Raw genomic sequence first — 16,423 nt, forward strand, 5'->3', positions numbered from 1 at the left:
TATATAACCTATATAAATATATAACTTATCTAATTATATAACTTATACTTCTAAAACTATAATAAAATGGGGACTAAGTTAGGCATACTTAATCCCCTGGAATTACTATACTAATTCTAATATAACAACTTCTGCTCCGTCGCCTCTTCTTGGTCCCACTTTCATAATTCTAGTGTATCCACCATTTCTTTCAGCATACTTTGGAGCTATGTTTTCAAATAAGTTTTTAACAACTTCTTCTTCTGTAACAAATGCAAGCACTTGTCTTCTTGCATGAAGATCTCCTCTTTTTGCAAGAGTTATCATTTTCTCAGCTAACCTTTTAGTCTCTTTTGCTCTAGTTACAGTAGTTTCTATTTTACCATGCTTTAAAAAACTAGTTGTAAGATTTCTAAGCATTGCGATTCTTTGGTCAGTTGGACGTCCTAACTTACGTTGCTGTGCCATGTCTCTACCTCCTTACTCCTCGCTTGGTTTAAAGGATAAACCTAAAGCTTCAAGTTTTTGTTCAACCTCTTCAAGAGATTTCTTTCCTAAGTTTCTAACTTTCATCATATCATCCATTGATCTTTCTGTTAATTCTTGAACTGTATTTATTCCAGCTCTCTTTAAGCAGTTAAAGCTTCTTACAGAAAGGTCAAGTTCTTCTATAGTCATTTCTAGAACTTTTTCCTTCTTATCTTCTTCTTTTTCTACCATTATTTCAACATCATCAGCATGATCTGTTAATGTCATAAATAGTTTAAAGTGTTCGATTAGAATCTTAGCTGATAAGCCGATAGCTTCATCAGGTCTAATAGTTCCATTAGTCCAAATTTCTATAGTTAATTTATCATAGTCAGTAATTTGTCCTACTCTTGTATTTTCAACAGTATAATTTACTTTTTTTACAGGAGTATAAATTGAATCAACAGGTATAGTAGCAATAGGCTTATCTTCAGTTTTGTTTTTGCTCTGAGATACATATCCTCTGCCTTTATTAACATTGATCTCCATATATAACTTTCCATCATCATCTAAAGTTGCAATATGGATATCTTTATTAACAACCTCTACATCTCCGTCTGTTCTAATATCATTACCAGTTACCTCTCCAGGTCCCTGCGCATCGATATATACTGTTCTTGAACCTTCTCCATTCATTTTTAAGGCTAAACCTTTTATGTTAAGGATTAGTTCAGCAACATCTTCTTTTACTCCATATATAGTTGAGAATTCATGTAGAACACCATCTATTTTAATGGAATTAGCAGCAACTCCAGGTAATGAAGAAAGAAGAATTCTTCTTAATGCATTACCTAAAGTTATACCATAACCTCTTTCTAATGGCTCCACAACAAACTTGCCATATGTACCATTTTCAGCGGTTTCAACACATTCTATTCTTGGCTTTTCTATTTCTAACATATATAACCCTCCTTTTATATTAAGTGGTTTTTTTATATTGAGGGCAACTGATTAAATTATTGACTATTTACTGTATAACTCAACGATTAATGTTTCGTTTACAGGAACATCTATATCTTCTCTAGCTGGTAATGAAACAACTTTTCCTTCGAATGTTGCTACATCTCCTTGTAACCAGTTAGGTAAAGTTTTTGGATTCTCAGCGAATACTTTAAACTTCTCAGAAGCTCTGCTCTTTTCTCTAACTGATATTACATCTCCAGCTTGCACTGTGTATGATGCAATGTCAACCTTTTTACCATTTACTAAGAAATGTCCATGGTTAACTAATTGTCTTGACTCAGTTCTTGAGCTACCATATCCTAATCTGTAAACAACGTTATCAAGTCTTAATTCTAAAAGTCTTAATAAGTTTTCACCTGTAATTCCTCTTTGTCTTTCAGCCATTTCATAAGTTCTTCTGAATTGACCTTCAAGAACTCCATATATTCTTCTAGCTTTTTGTTTTTCTCTTAATTGTGTTCCATAGTTAGATAATTTCTTTCTGCTTTGTCCGTGTTGTCCTGGTGCATATCCTCTTCTTGTGAATGCACACTTCTCAGTGAAACATCTGTCACCTTTAAGGAAAAGCTTTAGGCCTTCTCTTCTGCATATTCTGCAACTAGCTCCAGTATATCTTGCCATTAATTACACCTCCTGTTAATTAAACTCTTCTTCTTTTTGGTGGTCTACATCCATTGTGAGGAATTGGAGTTACGTCTTTAATTAATGTAACTTCTAATCCAGCAGCTTGTAATGATCTTATAGCCGCTTCTCTTCCTGCACCTGGTCCCTTAACGTAAACTTCTACGCTCTTTAATCCATGTTCCATAGCTGCTTTAGCTGCTGTTTCAGCTGCCATTTGCGCTGCGAATGGAGTGCTTTTTCTTGATCCTCTAAATCCTAATCCACCTGCACTAGCCCATGACAATGCATTTCCTGCTGCGTCAGTAAGTGTAACGATGGAATTATTGAAAGTAGATTTAATGTGTGCAGCACCGTGCTCAACATTTTTTCTTTCTTTTTTTCTTCTACTTCTTTTAACTTTTTGAGCCATTGTATTCCCTCCTTACTATTTCTTCTTACCAGCCATTGTTTTTTTAGGGCCTTTTCTTGTTCTAGCATTTGTTTTAGTCTTTTGTCCTCTTACTGGAAGTCCTCTTCTATGTCTGATACCTCTGTAGCATCCAACTTCCATAAGTCTTTTTATGTCTAGAGCAACTGTTCTTCTTAAGTCACCTTCAACAAGTAGGTTTTTGTTTATATAATCTCTTAATGCGTTAACTTCTTCTTCAGTTAAATCCTTAATTCTTGTATCTGGATTTACACCTGTAGCTTCAAGTATTTCATGTGATTTTGGTAATCCAACACCAAATATATAAGTTAGACCTATCTCAACTCTTTTTTCTTTTGGTAGGTCAACACCTGCTATTCTTGCCATCTACAACTTACACCTCCTAAGTATATCTACTTAATTATTATTAGCCTTGTTTTTGTTTATGTTTAGGATTTTCACAGATAACCATTACTCTTCCTTTTCTTTTTATAACTTTACATTTTTCACATATAGGTTTAACTGATGGTCTTACCTTCATGGCTAACCCTCCTTATTACTTATCTCTCCAAGTTATTCTCCCACGAGTCAAATCATATGGAGAAAGTTCTACTGTAACCTTATCGCCTGGTAAAATTCTAATAAAATTCATTCTTAATTTTCCTGAGATATGTGCTAAAATTTTATGCCCACTCTCTAGTTCAACTTGAAACATTGCATTCGGTAGTGATTCTAATACTACCCCTTGCATTTCAATAACATCGTCTTTTGACATAAGGTAATCAAACCTCCTCAATTTTATCCTCAACCTGCAAAAACTTCACAATCTTAGAATTACTAACTTTTTCACAGCTTAAAAGTAAATTTCTAATTTCATTAGCCTGAATATCTGCGAAAACTAAATGTTTAATTTTCTTCTTTTTAGGCTTTTCAATTTTTCTAAGGTCTCCGTCTGAAATATAGACATAATCAGTATCAATTATACCAACTATTATAAAACATCTATTTTTATCCCTACCTGATTTAGAATGTACTACCTTACCTATAAGGCTGTTATCATCCACCCTAGTCACCTCGTTAGCTCAAAGTTAGTATTTCAGGGCCATTATTTGTTATGGCCACAGTGTTTTCATAATGTGCTGATAGACACCCATCACTAGTAACAACTGTCCATCCATCTGGTTTAATTTTCACTTTATAAGTACCTATGTTAATCATAGGTTCGATTGCAAGCACCATTCCATGGACGAGCTTAGGCCCCTTGCCAGCAACACCATAATTAGGAACTTGTGGATCCTCATGCATTGACTTTCCAATGCCATGACCTACAAAATCCCTAACAACGGAATATCCAAAATCTTCAGCATGCCTTTGTACCGCTGCTGATATATCTGTAAGTCTATTACCGACTACAGCCTTCTCCACAGCCTTAAAGAAACTATCTCTGGTTACTTCAATAAGCTTTTGTGCCTCATTAGATATACTTCCTACTGCAAAAGTTCTTGCTGCATCTCCATGATAACCATTAAGTATTGCGCCACAATCAATACTAATAATGTCTCCGTCTTTTAATATCCTATTACTAGGTATTCCATGAATTACTACATCATTAACTGATGCACATATGGAAGCCGGAAAACCACCATAACCTTTGAAAGATGGTATTGCACCATGTGATCGTATGAACGTTTCAGCTAACTTATCAATTTCTGCAGTGGTTATTCCAGGTCTTATTACCTTTTCAATCATTGCAAGGGTTTCAGCAACAACTCTACCTGCATTTTTCATATATGTTAATTCCATATCACTTTTAATTATTATCACTATCTATCGCTCCTAAGATACCACAGATATTCTTAAAAACATCATTAATAGCTTGAGTTCCATCTACCTCTGATAGCAAATTCTTATTAGTATAATATTCTATAAGAGGTTGGGTTTGAGCATCGTAGATATCTAGACGTTCACCAACTGTTTCTTCAGTATCATCATCTCTTTGTATCACAAAGTTTCCACAAACATCACATTTTCCTGTGATTTTAGTTGGATTATATTTTACATGATAGCTGGCTCCACAGGTAGTACATACTCTACGTCCTGTCATTCTATCTATAATAAACTCTTTTGGAACTTTTATTAATAAAGCTGTATCAAGTTTTTCTCCTCTTTCCTTAAGCATGATCTCCAAGGCTTCAGCTTGATTTACAGTTCTTGGATAGCCATCTAGTAAAAAACCATTACTACAGTCTTTTTCATTTAACCTATCCTTTACAATATCTATGGTTAATTCATCAGGCACTAAGTGCCCTTTATCAATATACTTCTTAGCTTCGATTCCTAGAGGTGTTCTTTCAGAAATGTTCTTTCTGAAGATATCTCCAGTTGATATATGCGGTATGGAGTAGTTATTGCTTATTGATTTAGCTTGTGTTCCTTTTCCGGCTCCCGGAGGACCTAATAAAATTATCTTCACTAGTATCAACTCCAAAATAAGATTTTATTTAAGGAACCCTTGGTAATGTCTCATAACTAATTGTGACTCAAGTTGTTTCATTGTTTCAACTGAAACACTAACCATTATCAGCAAACTAGTACCTCCAAAAGTAACTCCCTTAAAATTACTATATGCCCCAGCTAATATTGGCACTACTGCAATTATAGCCGCAAAAGTTCCACCTAATATAGCTATTCTAGTTAATATTTTTTCTAAATATGTTGCAGTTTTTTCTCCGGGTCTTATTCCTGGTATAAATCCTGATGACTTATTCATATTCTCTGCCATTTCTTCTGGCTTAAATGTAATTAAGGTATAGAACCAAGCAAAGAATAAAATCAACACAAAATATGCAATAGCATATTTATAAGATTTACTATCGAATATACTCCATGGACTTCCCTGAACAAATTTTGCAAAAGAAGAATTTGGCCATATTTGGGCTATTGTTTCAGGGAATGACATCACTGACATAGCGAAAATTATTGCCATAACTCCAGAAGAGTTTAAGCTAATTGGTATATGAGTCGATTGACCCTTAATAACTTTTCTTCCAACAGCTTTTCCTGCATATTGAACAGGAATTCTTCTTTCTGCTAAGTTTATAACAATTACTGTAATTAATAAAGCTAATACTACTGCTATAAATATTATAACCTCTACTGGACTAACTGTTTTAGCACTTAGAAGTCCCATTATTTGATAAACCATTGTAGGTAACGAAGAAATGATATTTACAAATATAATTACAGAAACACCATTCCCTAATCCATAAACAGATATTTGTTCACCTATCCATACTAATAAAGCTGAACCAGTGGTCATTGTTAAAAGTATTAAGAACAATCCTGTTTTACCTTCCAGTGCTATTGCACCTGAGTTTGCTATTAAAGCATACATTCCATAGGCTTGAATTAGTGCAAATATATATGCAGCATACTTAGTGTAGTTTTGTATTTTCTTTCTTCCTTCTTGACCTTCCTTAGAAAGTTGCTCCAAATAAGGAATTGCTATTGTTAACAATTGGACTATAATTGATGCATTAATATAAGGGCCTACACCTAAAGCAAATATACTAAATTTGCTGAAAGCTCCTCCTGAAATCATATCATAAAATCCAAGAAGTGTACCTGAACCACTTGTTAAGTTAGCTAGCTTGCTGGCGTCTACTCCTGGTACTGGTATAAATATACCTAATCTAAATATTACTACGATAAGCAGCGTAAATAGCATTCTTTTTCTTAGTTCTGGAACTTTCCAAGCATTTCGTAGGGTTGATAACATCTATATCACCTCAACTTTTCCTCCTGCTGCTTCAATCTTCTCTGCTGCAGCTTTAGAAATCTTGTTAGCTTTAACAGTTAAATTCTTTTCTAGATTGCCGTTTCCAAGAATTTTTATTCCATCGTTCAATTTCTTAACCATACCTGTTTGAACTAGTAATTCTGGTGTTACTTCTGTTCCATTTTCAAATATGTTTAATCTATCTACGTTTATACAAGTATATTCTTTAGCGAATATATTTGTAAATCCTCTCTTAGGCAGTCTTCTGTATAAAGGCATTTGTCCTCCCTCAAATCCTGGTCTTACTCCTCCACCAGATCTTGAGTTTTGTCCTTTTTGACCTTTACCAGCACTTTTACCCCAGCCTGAACCAGTACCTCTACCAATTCTTTTAGGAGATTTTTTCGAACCTTCTGCAGGTCTTAACTCATGAAGTCTCATATCTACACCTCCTTAAATTATAGTTCTTCTACTTTAAGTAGATAACTAACTTTATTTATCATACCTCTTATTTGAGGAGTTGCCTCGTGCTCAACAGTTTTTCCAATTTTCTTTAATCCAAGAGCTTCCACTGTAGCAATATGATCTTTCTTTCTACCAATTGTGCTCTTTGCTAATGTAATTTTAACTTTAGCCAAGGTGATTCCCCTCCTATCCTAAAATCTCTTCAACAGTTTTGCCTCTAAGTTTTGCAACTTGCTCCGCTGTTCTTAAATTTGCTAATCCATTGATTGTAGCATTAACCATGTTTCTTGGGTTGTTAGATCCTAAAGATTTAGCTCTAACGTCTTTTAATCCTGCAAGCTCAAGTACAGCTCTTGCTGGACCTCCTGCGATAACTCCTGTTCCCTCTGATGCAGGCATAATGTGAACTACACCAGTACCGAACTTACCATCTATTGTATGTGGAACTGTAGTTCCAGCTAATTCAACTTTAACAAGGTTTTTCTTTGCATCTTCTATGCCTTTTCTTATTGCTTCTGGTATTTCAACAGATTTACCCATTCCAACACCAACGTGTCCGTTCTCATCACCAACAACAACTAGTGCGCTGAATCTGAAGTTTCTACCACCTTTAACAACCTTAGCAACTCTGTTTATGTGTACAACTTTTTCCTTAAGATCAAGTGTGCTAGGATCAATTTTCATGTGTTTCCCTCCTTTTTTTAGAATTGAAGCCCTGCTTCTCTTGCACCCTCAGCTAGCATTTGTACTCTTCCGTGATAAATATATCCGCCTCTGTCAAATACTACTTCAGTGATTCCTTTTTCTATTGCTTTTTTAGCTATTAACTCACCAACCATTTTAGCAGCTTCTTTATTGCTTCCAACGTTTAGTGCAAAATCTTTTTCTAAGCTTGATGCAGCAACTAATGTTCTTCTTGAAACGTCATCAATTATTTGAGCATATATATTCTTTTCACTTCTATATACAGCAAGTCTTGGTCTTTCTGCTGTTCCATGAACTTTCTTACGTACTCTTAAGTGACGTTTTTCTCTTGATAGTTTTCTATCAGCTTTGTTGAACATGTAATTCACTCCTTCCTATTTTCTATTATCTATTACTTACCAGTTTTACCTTCTTTACGTCTTATAACCTCATCAGAGTATTTAATACCCTTTCCTTTATAAGGCTCTGGTTTTCTCCAAGTTCTTATGTCAGCAGCTACTGCTCCAACTAATTCCTTATCGATTCCTTTTACTATGATAGTGTTAGCATCTGGAGTTTCAAAAGTAACTCCTTCAACTGCTTCTATCTCTACTGGATGAGAGAATCCAAGGTTTAATGTTAAATTCTTACCTTTAAGTGTTGCTCTATATCCAACTCCAACTAATTGTAATGTTCTAGCATAACCATTAGTTACTCCAATTACCATGTTATTTATTAATGCTCTTGTTAATCCATGAAGAGCTCTATGTTCTTTTACATCGCTTGGTCTTGTTACAACCACTGAATTGTCCTCTATAGCTATGTTAATATCTTTTGCCATTGCTTTAGTTAATTCGCCTTTAGGTCCCTTAACTGTAACAACGTTGTCTGGTGTTACTGTAACTGTTACACCACTTGGTATAGCTATTGGAAGTCTTCCTATTCTTGACATAATTGCACCTCCTGTTCAATAAACTACCAGATATAGCAGATAACTTCTCCACCTAATCCTAATTTTCTAGCGTCTCTATCTGTAACGATACCTTTTGAAGTTGATATTACAGCAACTCCTAATCCGTTTAATACCTTTGGAATATCCTCATTCTTAGAGTAAACTCTTAATCCTGGTTTAGATATTCTCTTTAATCCTGTGATAACTCTTTCTTTGTTTTGACCATATTTCATTGTAAGTCTTAACATTGAAACAGAACCATCTTGATACTCTTCTATATTTTTAAGATATCCTTCTTGAAGCATTATATTTGCGATAGCCTTCTTTATAGTTGAAGAAGGAACCTCTACTATTTCGTGTCTAACAACATTTGCATTTCTTATACGAGTTAGCAAATCTGCGATAGGGTCAGTCATAACCATTTGTTGTGCCTCCTTTCATATGTTCTGTATATTACCAACTTGCCTTCTTGCATCCAGGAATTTGTCCTTTATAAGCAAGTTCTCTGAAACAAATACGGCAAATACCAAATTTCTTTAATACAGAGTGTGGTCTTCCACATAGTCTGCATCTTGTGTAAGCTCTAGTTGAATACTTAGGCTCTTTTTTCCATTTTTCTATCAAAGCTTTACGTGCCACGTAATTCCCTCCTTATTACTGAGCAAATGGCATTCCAAGGAATCTTAATAACTCTCTTGCTTCCTCGTCTGTCTTTGCAGTAGTTACAAATATTATATCCATTCCTCTTACTTTGTCGATTTTATCATACTCAACTTCAGGGAATATTAACTGCTCTTTAATTCCTAATGCGTAGTTACCTCTACCATCAAATGACTTTGAAGGAACTCCTCTGAAGTCTCTAACTCTTGGTAAAGCAATGTTCATTAATTTATCGGCAAACTCAAACATTTTAGCTTTTCTTAATGTAACTTTGCATCCTATTGGCATATTCTCTCTTATTTTAAAGTTAGCTACTGATTTCTTAGCTCTAGTTAATACTGGCTTTTGTCCAGTGATTAATTGTAAATCACCCATGGCAGCATCTAAAACTTTAGAGTTATCTTTAGCTTCTCCAACTCCCATGTTTATAACTATTTTCTCAAGCTTTGGAACTTCCATGATATTTTTGTATCCGAATTTCTCCATCATAGCTTGAACTACTTCATTATTATATTTTTCTTGTAGTCTTGCAACCATTAGTTAAACCTCCTTTCGCGAATTAGAATGTTTCTCCGCACTTCTTGCACACTCTTACTTTTGTGCCATCTTCTAATATTTTATTGCTTATTCTAGTTACACTTTTACATTTATTGCAATATAACATAACTTTTGAGCTGTTGATAGCTCCTTCAATGTGAACTATTCCACCTTGCATATTTTGTTTGCTTGGTTTTTGATGTTTTGTAACAACATTAACATCTTTAACAACCACTTTTCCAGTTTTAGGATAAACAGCTAGAACTTCGCCTATTTTGCCTTTATCTTTTCCTGAAATAACCATTACAGTGTCATTTTTTCTAACATGAACTTTCATTTAAGTTGCCTCCTATCCTATAGTACTTCAGGTGCAAGTGATAGAATTTTTGTAAATTCTTTGTCTCTTAGCTCCCTAGCAACAGGTCCGAAGATACGAGTTCCTCTTGGATTTTTATCTTCTTTTATAATAACAGCTGCGTTCTCATCAAATCTGATATAAGTCCCGTCTGCTCTTCTTAAACCTTTAACTGATCTAACAATAACTGCCTTTACAACGTCACCTTTTTTAACAACTCCACCTGGTGTTGCACTTTTGACGCTAGCAACAATTATATCTCCGATGTTTCCCCATTTTCTATGAGAACCACCTAATACTCTAATACACATTATTTCTTTAGCACCAGAGTTGTCTGCCACTTTTAATAATGTTTGTTGTTGTATCATGTTAAATACCCTCCTTTCAGTTAACTATTTAGCTCTTTCCATGATTTCAACAAGTCTCCATCTCTTATCTTTAGATAATGGTCTTGTTTCCATTATTAATACTCTATCGTTAACTTTTGCTTCGTTATTCTCATCATGAGCTTTAAATTTTGTTGTTCTGTTAACTGTTTTTCCGTATAGCGGATGTCTTACTTTAGTTTCAACCGCAACAACTATTGTTTTATCCATTTTATCAGAAACAACTCTTCCAATTCTAGTTTTTCTATTTCCTCTTTCCACAAGACGAACCTCCTTTCAGTATTACTGTTCAAAAGCCCTTAATTCTTCTTCTCTAAGGATGGTTTTAATTTGGGCTATAGATTTTTTAACCTGCTTTATTCTCATTGGGTTTTCTAACTGTCCTGTAGCTAATTGAAATCTAAGGTTAAATAATTCTGTTTTAAGGTCAGTTAATCTTGTATTTAAATCTTGAGGAGTACTTTGTCTCAATTCTTTTAATTCATTAGCCTTCATTGATTTCACCACCCATTTCCTCAAAATCTCTTCTTGTCACAAACTTAGTTTTAACTGGTAGTTTGTGAGATGCTAATCTCATTGCCTCTCTTGCAGCTTCTTCAGAAACTCCAGAGATTTCAAATAATACTCTACCTGGTTTAATTACTGCTACCCAGTACTCAGGTGAACCTTTACCAGATCCCATACGTGTTTCAGCTGGTTTCTCTGTAACTGGTTTGTCAGGGAAGATTTTTATGAAAACCTTTCCTCCTCTTTTTACATATCTATTTATAGCAATTCTGGCAGATTCAATTTGGTTACTTGTAATCCATCCACACTCAGTTGCTTGTAAAGCGAAATCTCCGTATGCTATGAAATTACCTCTTGTAGCCTTACCTTTCATTCTGCCACGTTGTACCTTACGATGTTTAACTCTTTTAGGCATTAACATGTCAAATTCCTCCTTCCTTACACGTTATTATGCGTTAGCTTCTTCCTTTTGAACCTTTTTTGTAGGAAGAACCTCTCCTCTATAAACCCAAACTTTAACACCAATTTTTCCATATATAGTATCTGCTTCTGCAAATCCATAATCGATATCAGCTCTTAAAGTTTGTAGTGGAATAGTTCCTTCGTGGTATTGCTCAGTTCTAGCAATTTCAGCTCCACCAAGTCTTCCTGCGCAAGCAGTCTTAACTCCCTTAACTCCTGTTCTCATTGCTCTTTGAATTGTTTGTTTCATTGCTCTTCTGAAAGATATTCTCTTTTCTAATTGTGCTGCTATATTCTCAGCCATAAGTTGAGCATTGTTTTCTGGAGCTTTAACTTCTACTATGTTTATTAAAACATTTTTATCTGTAACAATTTTCTTTAATTGAACTTTTAAATCTTCTATACCTTGACCGCCTTTTCCTATAACCATTCCTGGTTTAGCAGTATGTATATTAATTTTAACTCTTTTAGCAGCTCTTTCGATTTCTATTTTAGATATTCCAGCTGTAAATAGTCTTTCTTTTAAATACTCTCTAATTTGATTATCTTCAACTAAGTTGTCTGCAAAGTTTTTGCTGTTTGCATACCATTTAGCGTCCCAATCTTTAATTACACCAACTCTTAGGCCGTGTGGATGTACTTTTTGTCCCACTCTATATCCCTCCTTCTTATGCTCTTTCTTTAACTACTAGAGTTATATGACTAGTTCTTTTAGCAATTCTAAATGCTCTACCTTGAGCATGTGGTCTAAATCTCTTTAATGTAGGACCTTGACCTGTATGTGCTTCTGCAACATATAATCTGCTTCTATCTAAGTTTAAGTTGTTCTCTGCGTTTGCAACAGCTGATTTTAGAACTTTATTCACAACTACTGCTGCATCTTTTGGAGTATATTGTAATATAGCAAAAGCTTCATTTACATTTTTTCCTCTAATTAAATCAAGAACTATTCCAACTTTCATTGGAGACATTCTTATATATCTAGCTATAGCTTTAGCTTCCATTGTTAGTTTCCTCCTTCCTGTACTATCTCACTTTGCTTGATTTAGCTTTATCAATGTGACCTTTGAAAGTTCTAGTTAAAGCAAATTCTCCTAATTTATGTCCAACCATATCTTCTTGAACATATACTGGAACGTGTTTTCTTCCATCATGAACAGCGATAGTATGACCTATCATTTGTGGGAAAATTGTAGAACTTCTTGACCAAGTTTTTATAACTTTTTTCTCACCATTCTTGTTCATTTCATTAATTTTATTTAAAAGTGATTCTTGTACAAAAGGTCCTTTTTTAATTGATCTACTCACTATTAGTGGCCTCCCTTCATGAAACATATACGTAATCCAGAAGAGAATGTTATATTCTCTTCTGGTTACTTACCATTTCTCTTCTTAACAATAAACTTGTCAGAATACTTTTTGTTTTTTCTTGTTTTATATCCAAGTGCTGGTTTACCCCATGGAGTAAGTGGACTTGAATGTCCGATTGGAGATTTACCTTCTCCTCCACCGTGTGGGTGGTCGTTAGGGTTCATTACAGAACCTCTTACTGTAGGTCTGATACCCATATGTCTTTTTCTACCAGCTTTACCTATTTTAACAATTTCATGCGTTAAGTTTGAAACTGTTCCTATAGTTGCTCTGCAGTTGATTCTTACATATCTAGTTTCTCCACTTGGAAGTCTAACGATAGCATAATCTCCCTCTTTAGCCATTAACTGAGCTGAAGAACCTGCTGATCTAACTAATTGTGCACCTTTTCCAACTTGTAATTCTATATTATGAATTACTGTACCAACTGGTATGTTAGCTATTGGAAGAGTGTTTCCAACTTTAATATCCGCATCTGAACCTGAAACTATAACATCTCCAACCTTTAATCCAACTGGAGCTATTATGTATCTCTTTTCTCCATCAGCATAATTAACTAATGCAATGTAAGCTGATCTATTTGGATCATACTCGATTGTTGCAACTTTTGCTGGAATACCATCTTTAGTTCTTTTGAAATCTATTATTCTATATTTTTGTTTCGCTCCACCACCGTGGTGACGAACAGTTATTTTACCTTGAGCATTTCTACCACCAGTTCTTTTTTTAGCTACAAGAAGTGATTTCTCAGGCATATTTGTTGTAATTTCTTCAAATGTTGCCATTGTCATATTTCTTCTTGAAGGTGTGGTAGGGTTAAACTTTTTAACTGCCATTAGGTTTCCCTCCTTTTTTATCGCTTATCTGGCTCTAGCCAATAAATGCTATTATTACATTCCTTCAAAGAATTCAATTGTTTTGCTGTCTTCAGTTAATTTAACAACTGCTTTTTTGAAGTTTGGTCTCTTACCAACGTGAACTCCAACTCTCTTAGTTTTCCCTAAGTTTCTTAGAGTTTTAACGTCTTCAACTTTTACTCCAAATACTTCTTCAACAGCTTTTTTTATTTGAACTTTGTTAGCGTGTATGTCAACGATAAAAGTGTACTTCTTGTCAGCCATTGCTGCCATACTTTTTTCAGTGATAACAGGTTTTCTGATTATATCATGGCTAGTCATTTTCATTATACATACACCTCCTCAATTTTTGATACAGCATCCTTAGTTACCATAAGTTTTTCATATTTTAATATATCATAAACATTTATGTTATTTACAGGTAATACTGCTACTCCTGGAATATTTCTAGCTGATTTATAAACATTCTCGTTTGATTCAGCTACAATGATTAAAGTTTTCTTTGCTTCAAATGCATTTAAAACGTTTATCATTTCTTTAGTTTTTGGAGCGTTAAATTCTAAGTTTTCTAATACTATCATTTCATTATCTTGAACTTTAGAAGTTAATGCTGATTTAAGAGCTGTTCTTCTCATGCTCTTTGGAACTGAAACTCTGTAATCTCTTGGTTTTGGTGCAAACACGATACCACCTTTGATCCATTGTGGAGCTCTGATTGAACCTTGTCTTGCTCTACCAGTTCCTTTTTGTCTCCATGGCTTTATTCCACCGCCACGTACTTCAGCTCTTGTTTTAGCGCTTTGAGTACCTTGTCTTTTATTAGCAAGTTGTGCTAATACAACTTGATGCATAGCATCTTTGCTTACTTCAACAGCGAACACGCTTTCTTTTAATTGGATATCTCCAACTTCTTTTCCTTCTTTATTAAACACTTTTAATGTAGGCATTCTGCATCCTCCTTTCCCTAAGCTTTAACTGCGTCTCTTATTACTACAAGACCTTTGTTTGGTCCAGGTATTCCGCCTTTTATAAGAATAATGTTCTTCTCAGGAATTACTCTTACTACTTCTAGGTTTAATACTGTAGTATTAACGTTACCCATATGTCCTGGCATTTTTTTGTTTTTGAAAGTTCTTGATGGATCTGATGAAGCTCCCATAGAACCTACTGCTCTGTGGAACTTAGAACCGTGACTCATTGGTCCTCTATGCGCATTCCATCTTTTAATTACGCCTTGGAATCCTTTTCCTTTTGAAACTCCAGAAACGTCTATTTTATCTCCTGCTGCAAATACATCAGCTTTTAATTCTGAACCAACTTCAAAAGAGCTTACATCTTCTAATCTAAACTCTTTCACATGTCTCTTAACAGCAACACCAGCCTTAGCGAACTCACCTTTTCTTGGTTTGTTTACTAGGTTTTCTCTTAAGTCACCAAATCCAACCTTTATAGCTTGGTATCCATCTTTCTCCATAGTTTTCTTTTGAATAACTACGCATGGACCTGCTTCTACTACTGTAACTGGCACAACTTTTCTGTTCTCATCAAATATCTGAGTCATTCCAAGTTTTTTACCCATTATAGCTTTTTTCATGTAAATACACCTCCTACTTATTAGCGGATCACCCTTAGTGATCATAATAGTTAGTAATAGTCATCTATTACCCGTACTCCGTCTGTGTAGTTGTACTACAAACTTCTATGTACGCCTATAATTTTATTTCGATATCTACGCCTGCTGGCAAGTCTAATCTCATTAACGCATCAACAGTTTTTGGTGATGGGCTTAATATATCGATTAGTCTCTTATGAGTTCTGATTTCGAACTGCTCTCTAGAGTCCTTATATTTGTGTGGAGCTCTTAAAATTGTTACTACATCTTTCTCAGTTGGTAGTGGCACTGGTCCAGCTACTTTTGCTCCTGTAGATTTAGCTGTTTCAACAATTTTCTCAGCTGATTGATCAAGTATTGTGTGATCAAATGCTTTTAATCTTATTCTGATTTTTTGTTTTGACATTGTATTCCCTCCTTTTCATCGCACGCTATTACTTCATACGTGCAACAGCGGATGTTCTGTAAACTGTTCCTGGTGTTGCATGCACAATGTGCAAACCAAACCCGTCACAGACCCCGTCGCCCGATTCATGATCAGGACATGCTCGGTGAAGAATTACCCGGAAGTCCGGCAACCTCTTACCTCATCGCTGTTACCATATTGCAACTTCTACAGTATACAATAATTTGTTTATTTTGACAAGAGTTTTTTTACTTATTTTACGATTTAAATAAATTATAATTACTGCTCTAAAAATATTTTATTTATTTTTTTATTTTATAATTGTATATAATAAATTCTATCCTATAAGTTAAAAATTAAATCATATTAATCTTCTTTTATAAACTTTATATGATAAAAAAACATGTCACATACAGTACTTTCTTCAATATAAAAACCACTTTTTTCAAACACTGTTTCTTATTATACTCCTTTATAAATTAATTTTCAATAGGCCTTAGTATTTGTGAAACCTTGAAAATTTTCTCATAATTCCATTCTAAGTTTTGTTATTTTTATTACTTAACTATCATTGAATTTAAGTGATATTTTTTATTCCGCACTAGCTTCATTTTTTTCTATTAACTCTATAGCTCACTATTCACCTTAAAGTTAGTTATAAAAAAATAGAGAGAAGGGCGTCCCCTTTCTCTCTATAACCTAGGTTTTAACTGTGCACATCTTTTCTAAAACATTTTAGAGTTTTATTTATAAGATCTAGTAGTCATAATCCACTACCTTTTCTCATCTTAATTAATTTATAAGCTTACATACTTTTAAGTTATTCTCTTAAATACTATTAAGTAGTTTAACTGTATATATTCTTTTTACTACTATTTAACTATAGAAGTA

The 16,423-nt window shown here is 34.3% G+C and carries 32 protein-coding genes; all 32 read right to left on the minus strand.

All coding sequences use genetic code 11. The features are described from left to right. Positions 1 to 105: 105 nt before the first annotated feature. Positions 106 to 447 carry a 50S ribosomal protein L17 gene (gene rplQ, locus B3040_RS02155; RefSeq protein WP_291569732.1) on the minus strand — a complete coding sequence of 114 codons (342 nt, stop codon included), beginning with the start codon at positions 445 to 447 and terminating at the stop codon, positions 106 to 108. Positions 448 to 459: 12 nt separating this feature from the next. Next, positions 460 to 1,407 (minus strand): DNA-directed RNA polymerase subunit alpha, encoded by a 948-nt coding sequence (locus tag B3040_RS02160; RefSeq protein WP_291569734.1) that lies wholly within the window; start codon positions 1,405 to 1,407, stop codon positions 460 to 462. 63 nt (positions 1,408 to 1,470) lie between these two features. Further along, the gene (gene rpsD, locus B3040_RS02165) at positions 1,471 to 2,091 is read right to left on the minus strand and encodes a 30S ribosomal protein S4 (RefSeq protein ID WP_291569737.1); all 621 of its coding nucleotides are present in this window, start codon (positions 2,089 to 2,091) and stop codon (positions 1,471 to 1,473) included. A gap of 19 nt (positions 2,092 to 2,110) precedes the next feature. Further along, the gene (rpsK, locus tag B3040_RS02170; RefSeq protein ID WP_021285450.1) at positions 2,111 to 2,503 is read right to left on the minus strand and encodes a 30S ribosomal protein S11; all 393 of its coding nucleotides are present in this window, start codon (positions 2,501 to 2,503) and stop codon (positions 2,111 to 2,113) included. Positions 2,504 to 2,518: 15 nt separating this feature from the next. Next, entirely contained in the window at positions 2,519 to 2,887 is a 369-nt protein-coding gene (gene rpsM / locus B3040_RS02175; protein WP_291569742.1) for a 30S ribosomal protein S13, read from the minus strand. 40 nt (positions 2,888 to 2,927) lie between these two features. Continuing rightward, entirely contained in the window at positions 2,928 to 3,041 is a 114-nt protein-coding gene (gene rpmJ / locus B3040_RS02180; protein ID WP_003373491.1) for a 50S ribosomal protein L36, read from the minus strand. A gap of 15 nt (positions 3,042 to 3,056) precedes the next feature. Then, positions 3,057 to 3,275 carry a translation initiation factor IF-1 gene (gene infA, locus B3040_RS02185; RefSeq protein WP_021285448.1) on the minus strand — a complete coding sequence of 73 codons (219 nt, stop codon included), beginning with the start codon at positions 3,273 to 3,275 and terminating at the stop codon, positions 3,057 to 3,059. Positions 3,276 to 3,282: 7 nt separating this feature from the next. Then, positions 3,283 to 3,564 carry a KOW domain-containing RNA-binding protein gene (locus B3040_RS02190; RefSeq protein ID WP_291569745.1) on the minus strand — a complete coding sequence of 94 codons (282 nt, stop codon included), beginning with the start codon at positions 3,562 to 3,564 and terminating at the stop codon, positions 3,283 to 3,285. Between the two features lie 13 nt (positions 3,565 to 3,577). Beyond that, entirely contained in the window at positions 3,578 to 4,324 is a 747-nt protein-coding gene (gene map, locus B3040_RS02195) for a type I methionyl aminopeptidase (protein WP_291569747.1), read from the minus strand. After that, positions 4,311 to 4,973 (minus strand): adenylate kinase, encoded by a 663-nt coding sequence (locus B3040_RS02200; RefSeq protein WP_291569749.1) that lies wholly within the window; start codon positions 4,971 to 4,973, stop codon positions 4,311 to 4,313. Before B3040_RS02200 ends, map begins: the two co-directional genes overlap by 14 nt. A gap of 24 nt (positions 4,974 to 4,997) precedes the next feature. Beyond that, on the minus strand, positions 4,998 to 6,278 hold the full coding sequence (secY, locus tag B3040_RS02205) for a preprotein translocase subunit SecY (RefSeq protein ID WP_291569751.1): 1,281 nt from the start codon (positions 6,276 to 6,278) through the stop codon (positions 4,998 to 5,000). Continuing rightward, entirely contained in the window at positions 6,279 to 6,719 is a 441-nt protein-coding gene (gene rplO, locus B3040_RS02210; RefSeq protein WP_291569753.1) for a 50S ribosomal protein L15, read from the minus strand. Between the two features lie 17 nt (positions 6,720 to 6,736). Further along, positions 6,737 to 6,916, minus strand: a complete 180-nt coding sequence (gene rpmD, locus B3040_RS02215; RefSeq protein ID WP_021285442.1) for a 50S ribosomal protein L30 — start codon at positions 6,914 to 6,916, stop codon at positions 6,737 to 6,739. Positions 6,917 to 6,929: 13 nt separating this feature from the next. Further along, complete coding sequence (gene rpsE / locus B3040_RS02220) at positions 6,930 to 7,427, minus strand: 30S ribosomal protein S5 (protein ID WP_021285441.1); 498 nt, start codon at positions 7,425 to 7,427, stop codon at positions 6,930 to 6,932. Positions 7,428 to 7,444: 17 nt separating this feature from the next. After that, positions 7,445 to 7,807 carry a 50S ribosomal protein L18 gene (gene rplR / locus B3040_RS02225; protein WP_021285440.1) on the minus strand — a complete coding sequence of 121 codons (363 nt, stop codon included), beginning with the start codon at positions 7,805 to 7,807 and terminating at the stop codon, positions 7,445 to 7,447. Between the two features lie 32 nt (positions 7,808 to 7,839). Further along, positions 7,840 to 8,379: a 50S ribosomal protein L6 gene (rplF, locus tag B3040_RS02230; protein ID WP_291569758.1), complete on the minus strand. Its 540-nt coding sequence runs from the start codon at positions 8,377 to 8,379 to the stop codon at positions 7,840 to 7,842. Between the two features lie 23 nt (positions 8,380 to 8,402). Continuing rightward, positions 8,403 to 8,801: a 30S ribosomal protein S8 gene (gene rpsH, locus B3040_RS02235; RefSeq protein WP_021285438.1), complete on the minus strand. Its 399-nt coding sequence runs from the start codon at positions 8,799 to 8,801 to the stop codon at positions 8,403 to 8,405. Between the two features lie 31 nt (positions 8,802 to 8,832). Further along, complete coding sequence (locus B3040_RS02240) at positions 8,833 to 9,018, minus strand: type Z 30S ribosomal protein S14 (RefSeq protein ID WP_010295312.1); 186 nt, start codon at positions 9,016 to 9,018, stop codon at positions 8,833 to 8,835. Positions 9,019 to 9,033: 15 nt separating this feature from the next. Further along, positions 9,034 to 9,576: a 50S ribosomal protein L5 gene (rplE, locus tag B3040_RS02245; RefSeq protein WP_291569760.1), complete on the minus strand. Its 543-nt coding sequence runs from the start codon at positions 9,574 to 9,576 to the stop codon at positions 9,034 to 9,036. Positions 9,577 to 9,598: 22 nt separating this feature from the next. Then, positions 9,599 to 9,913 (minus strand): 50S ribosomal protein L24, encoded by a 315-nt coding sequence (rplX, locus tag B3040_RS02250; protein WP_291569762.1) that lies wholly within the window; start codon positions 9,911 to 9,913, stop codon positions 9,599 to 9,601. Between the two features lie 17 nt (positions 9,914 to 9,930). Then, complete coding sequence (rplN, locus tag B3040_RS02255; RefSeq protein ID WP_021285435.1) at positions 9,931 to 10,299, minus strand: 50S ribosomal protein L14; 369 nt, start codon at positions 10,297 to 10,299, stop codon at positions 9,931 to 9,933. A gap of 24 nt (positions 10,300 to 10,323) precedes the next feature. Then, entirely contained in the window at positions 10,324 to 10,578 is a 255-nt protein-coding gene (gene rpsQ / locus B3040_RS02260) for a 30S ribosomal protein S17 (protein ID WP_021285434.1), read from the minus strand. Positions 10,579 to 10,599: 21 nt separating this feature from the next. After that, entirely contained in the window at positions 10,600 to 10,812 is a 213-nt protein-coding gene (gene rpmC / locus B3040_RS02265; protein WP_021285433.1) for a 50S ribosomal protein L29, read from the minus strand. After that, complete coding sequence (gene rplP / locus B3040_RS02270; protein ID WP_291569768.1) at positions 10,802 to 11,245, minus strand: 50S ribosomal protein L16; 444 nt, start codon at positions 11,243 to 11,245, stop codon at positions 10,802 to 10,804. The genes rpmC and rplP overlap by 11 nt, the downstream gene beginning before the upstream one ends. A 27-nt stretch (positions 11,246 to 11,272) precedes the next feature. Next, complete coding sequence (gene rpsC / locus B3040_RS02275) at positions 11,273 to 11,938, minus strand: 30S ribosomal protein S3 (RefSeq protein ID WP_291569770.1); 666 nt, start codon at positions 11,936 to 11,938, stop codon at positions 11,273 to 11,275. A 16-nt stretch (positions 11,939 to 11,954) separates the two neighbouring features. After that, positions 11,955 to 12,290, minus strand: a complete 336-nt coding sequence (rplV, locus tag B3040_RS02280) for a 50S ribosomal protein L22 (RefSeq protein ID WP_291569772.1) — start codon at positions 12,288 to 12,290, stop codon at positions 11,955 to 11,957. A gap of 22 nt (positions 12,291 to 12,312) precedes the next feature. Then, positions 12,313 to 12,594, minus strand: coding sequence for a 30S ribosomal protein S19 (gene rpsS, locus B3040_RS02285; protein ID WP_021285430.1), 282 nt, complete (start codon positions 12,592 to 12,594; stop codon positions 12,313 to 12,315). Positions 12,595 to 12,659: 65 nt separating this feature from the next. Then, complete coding sequence (gene rplB, locus B3040_RS02290; protein WP_291569775.1) at positions 12,660 to 13,493, minus strand: 50S ribosomal protein L2; 834 nt, start codon at positions 13,491 to 13,493, stop codon at positions 12,660 to 12,662. Between the two features lie 54 nt (positions 13,494 to 13,547). Continuing rightward, complete coding sequence (rplW, locus tag B3040_RS02295) at positions 13,548 to 13,841, minus strand: 50S ribosomal protein L23 (protein ID WP_291569777.1); 294 nt, start codon at positions 13,839 to 13,841, stop codon at positions 13,548 to 13,550. After that, on the minus strand, positions 13,841 to 14,461 hold the full coding sequence (gene rplD / locus B3040_RS02300; RefSeq protein ID WP_291569779.1) for a 50S ribosomal protein L4: 621 nt from the start codon (positions 14,459 to 14,461) through the stop codon (positions 13,841 to 13,843). Before rplD ends, rplW begins: the two co-directional genes overlap by 1 nt. A gap of 17 nt (positions 14,462 to 14,478) precedes the next feature. Next, on the minus strand, positions 14,479 to 15,108 hold the full coding sequence (gene rplC, locus B3040_RS02305; protein WP_291569780.1) for a 50S ribosomal protein L3: 630 nt from the start codon (positions 15,106 to 15,108) through the stop codon (positions 14,479 to 14,481). A gap of 115 nt (positions 15,109 to 15,223) precedes the next feature. Further along, entirely contained in the window at positions 15,224 to 15,532 is a 309-nt protein-coding gene (rpsJ, locus tag B3040_RS02310; RefSeq protein ID WP_291569782.1) for a 30S ribosomal protein S10, read from the minus strand. Positions 15,533 to 16,423 lie beyond the last annotated feature (891 nt).

Origin of the sequence: Clostridium sp. UBA4548 (assembly GCF_002387895.1) — a bacterium.
Taxonomy (GTDB): domain Bacteria; phylum Bacillota; class Clostridia; order Clostridiales; family Clostridiaceae; genus Clostridium_J.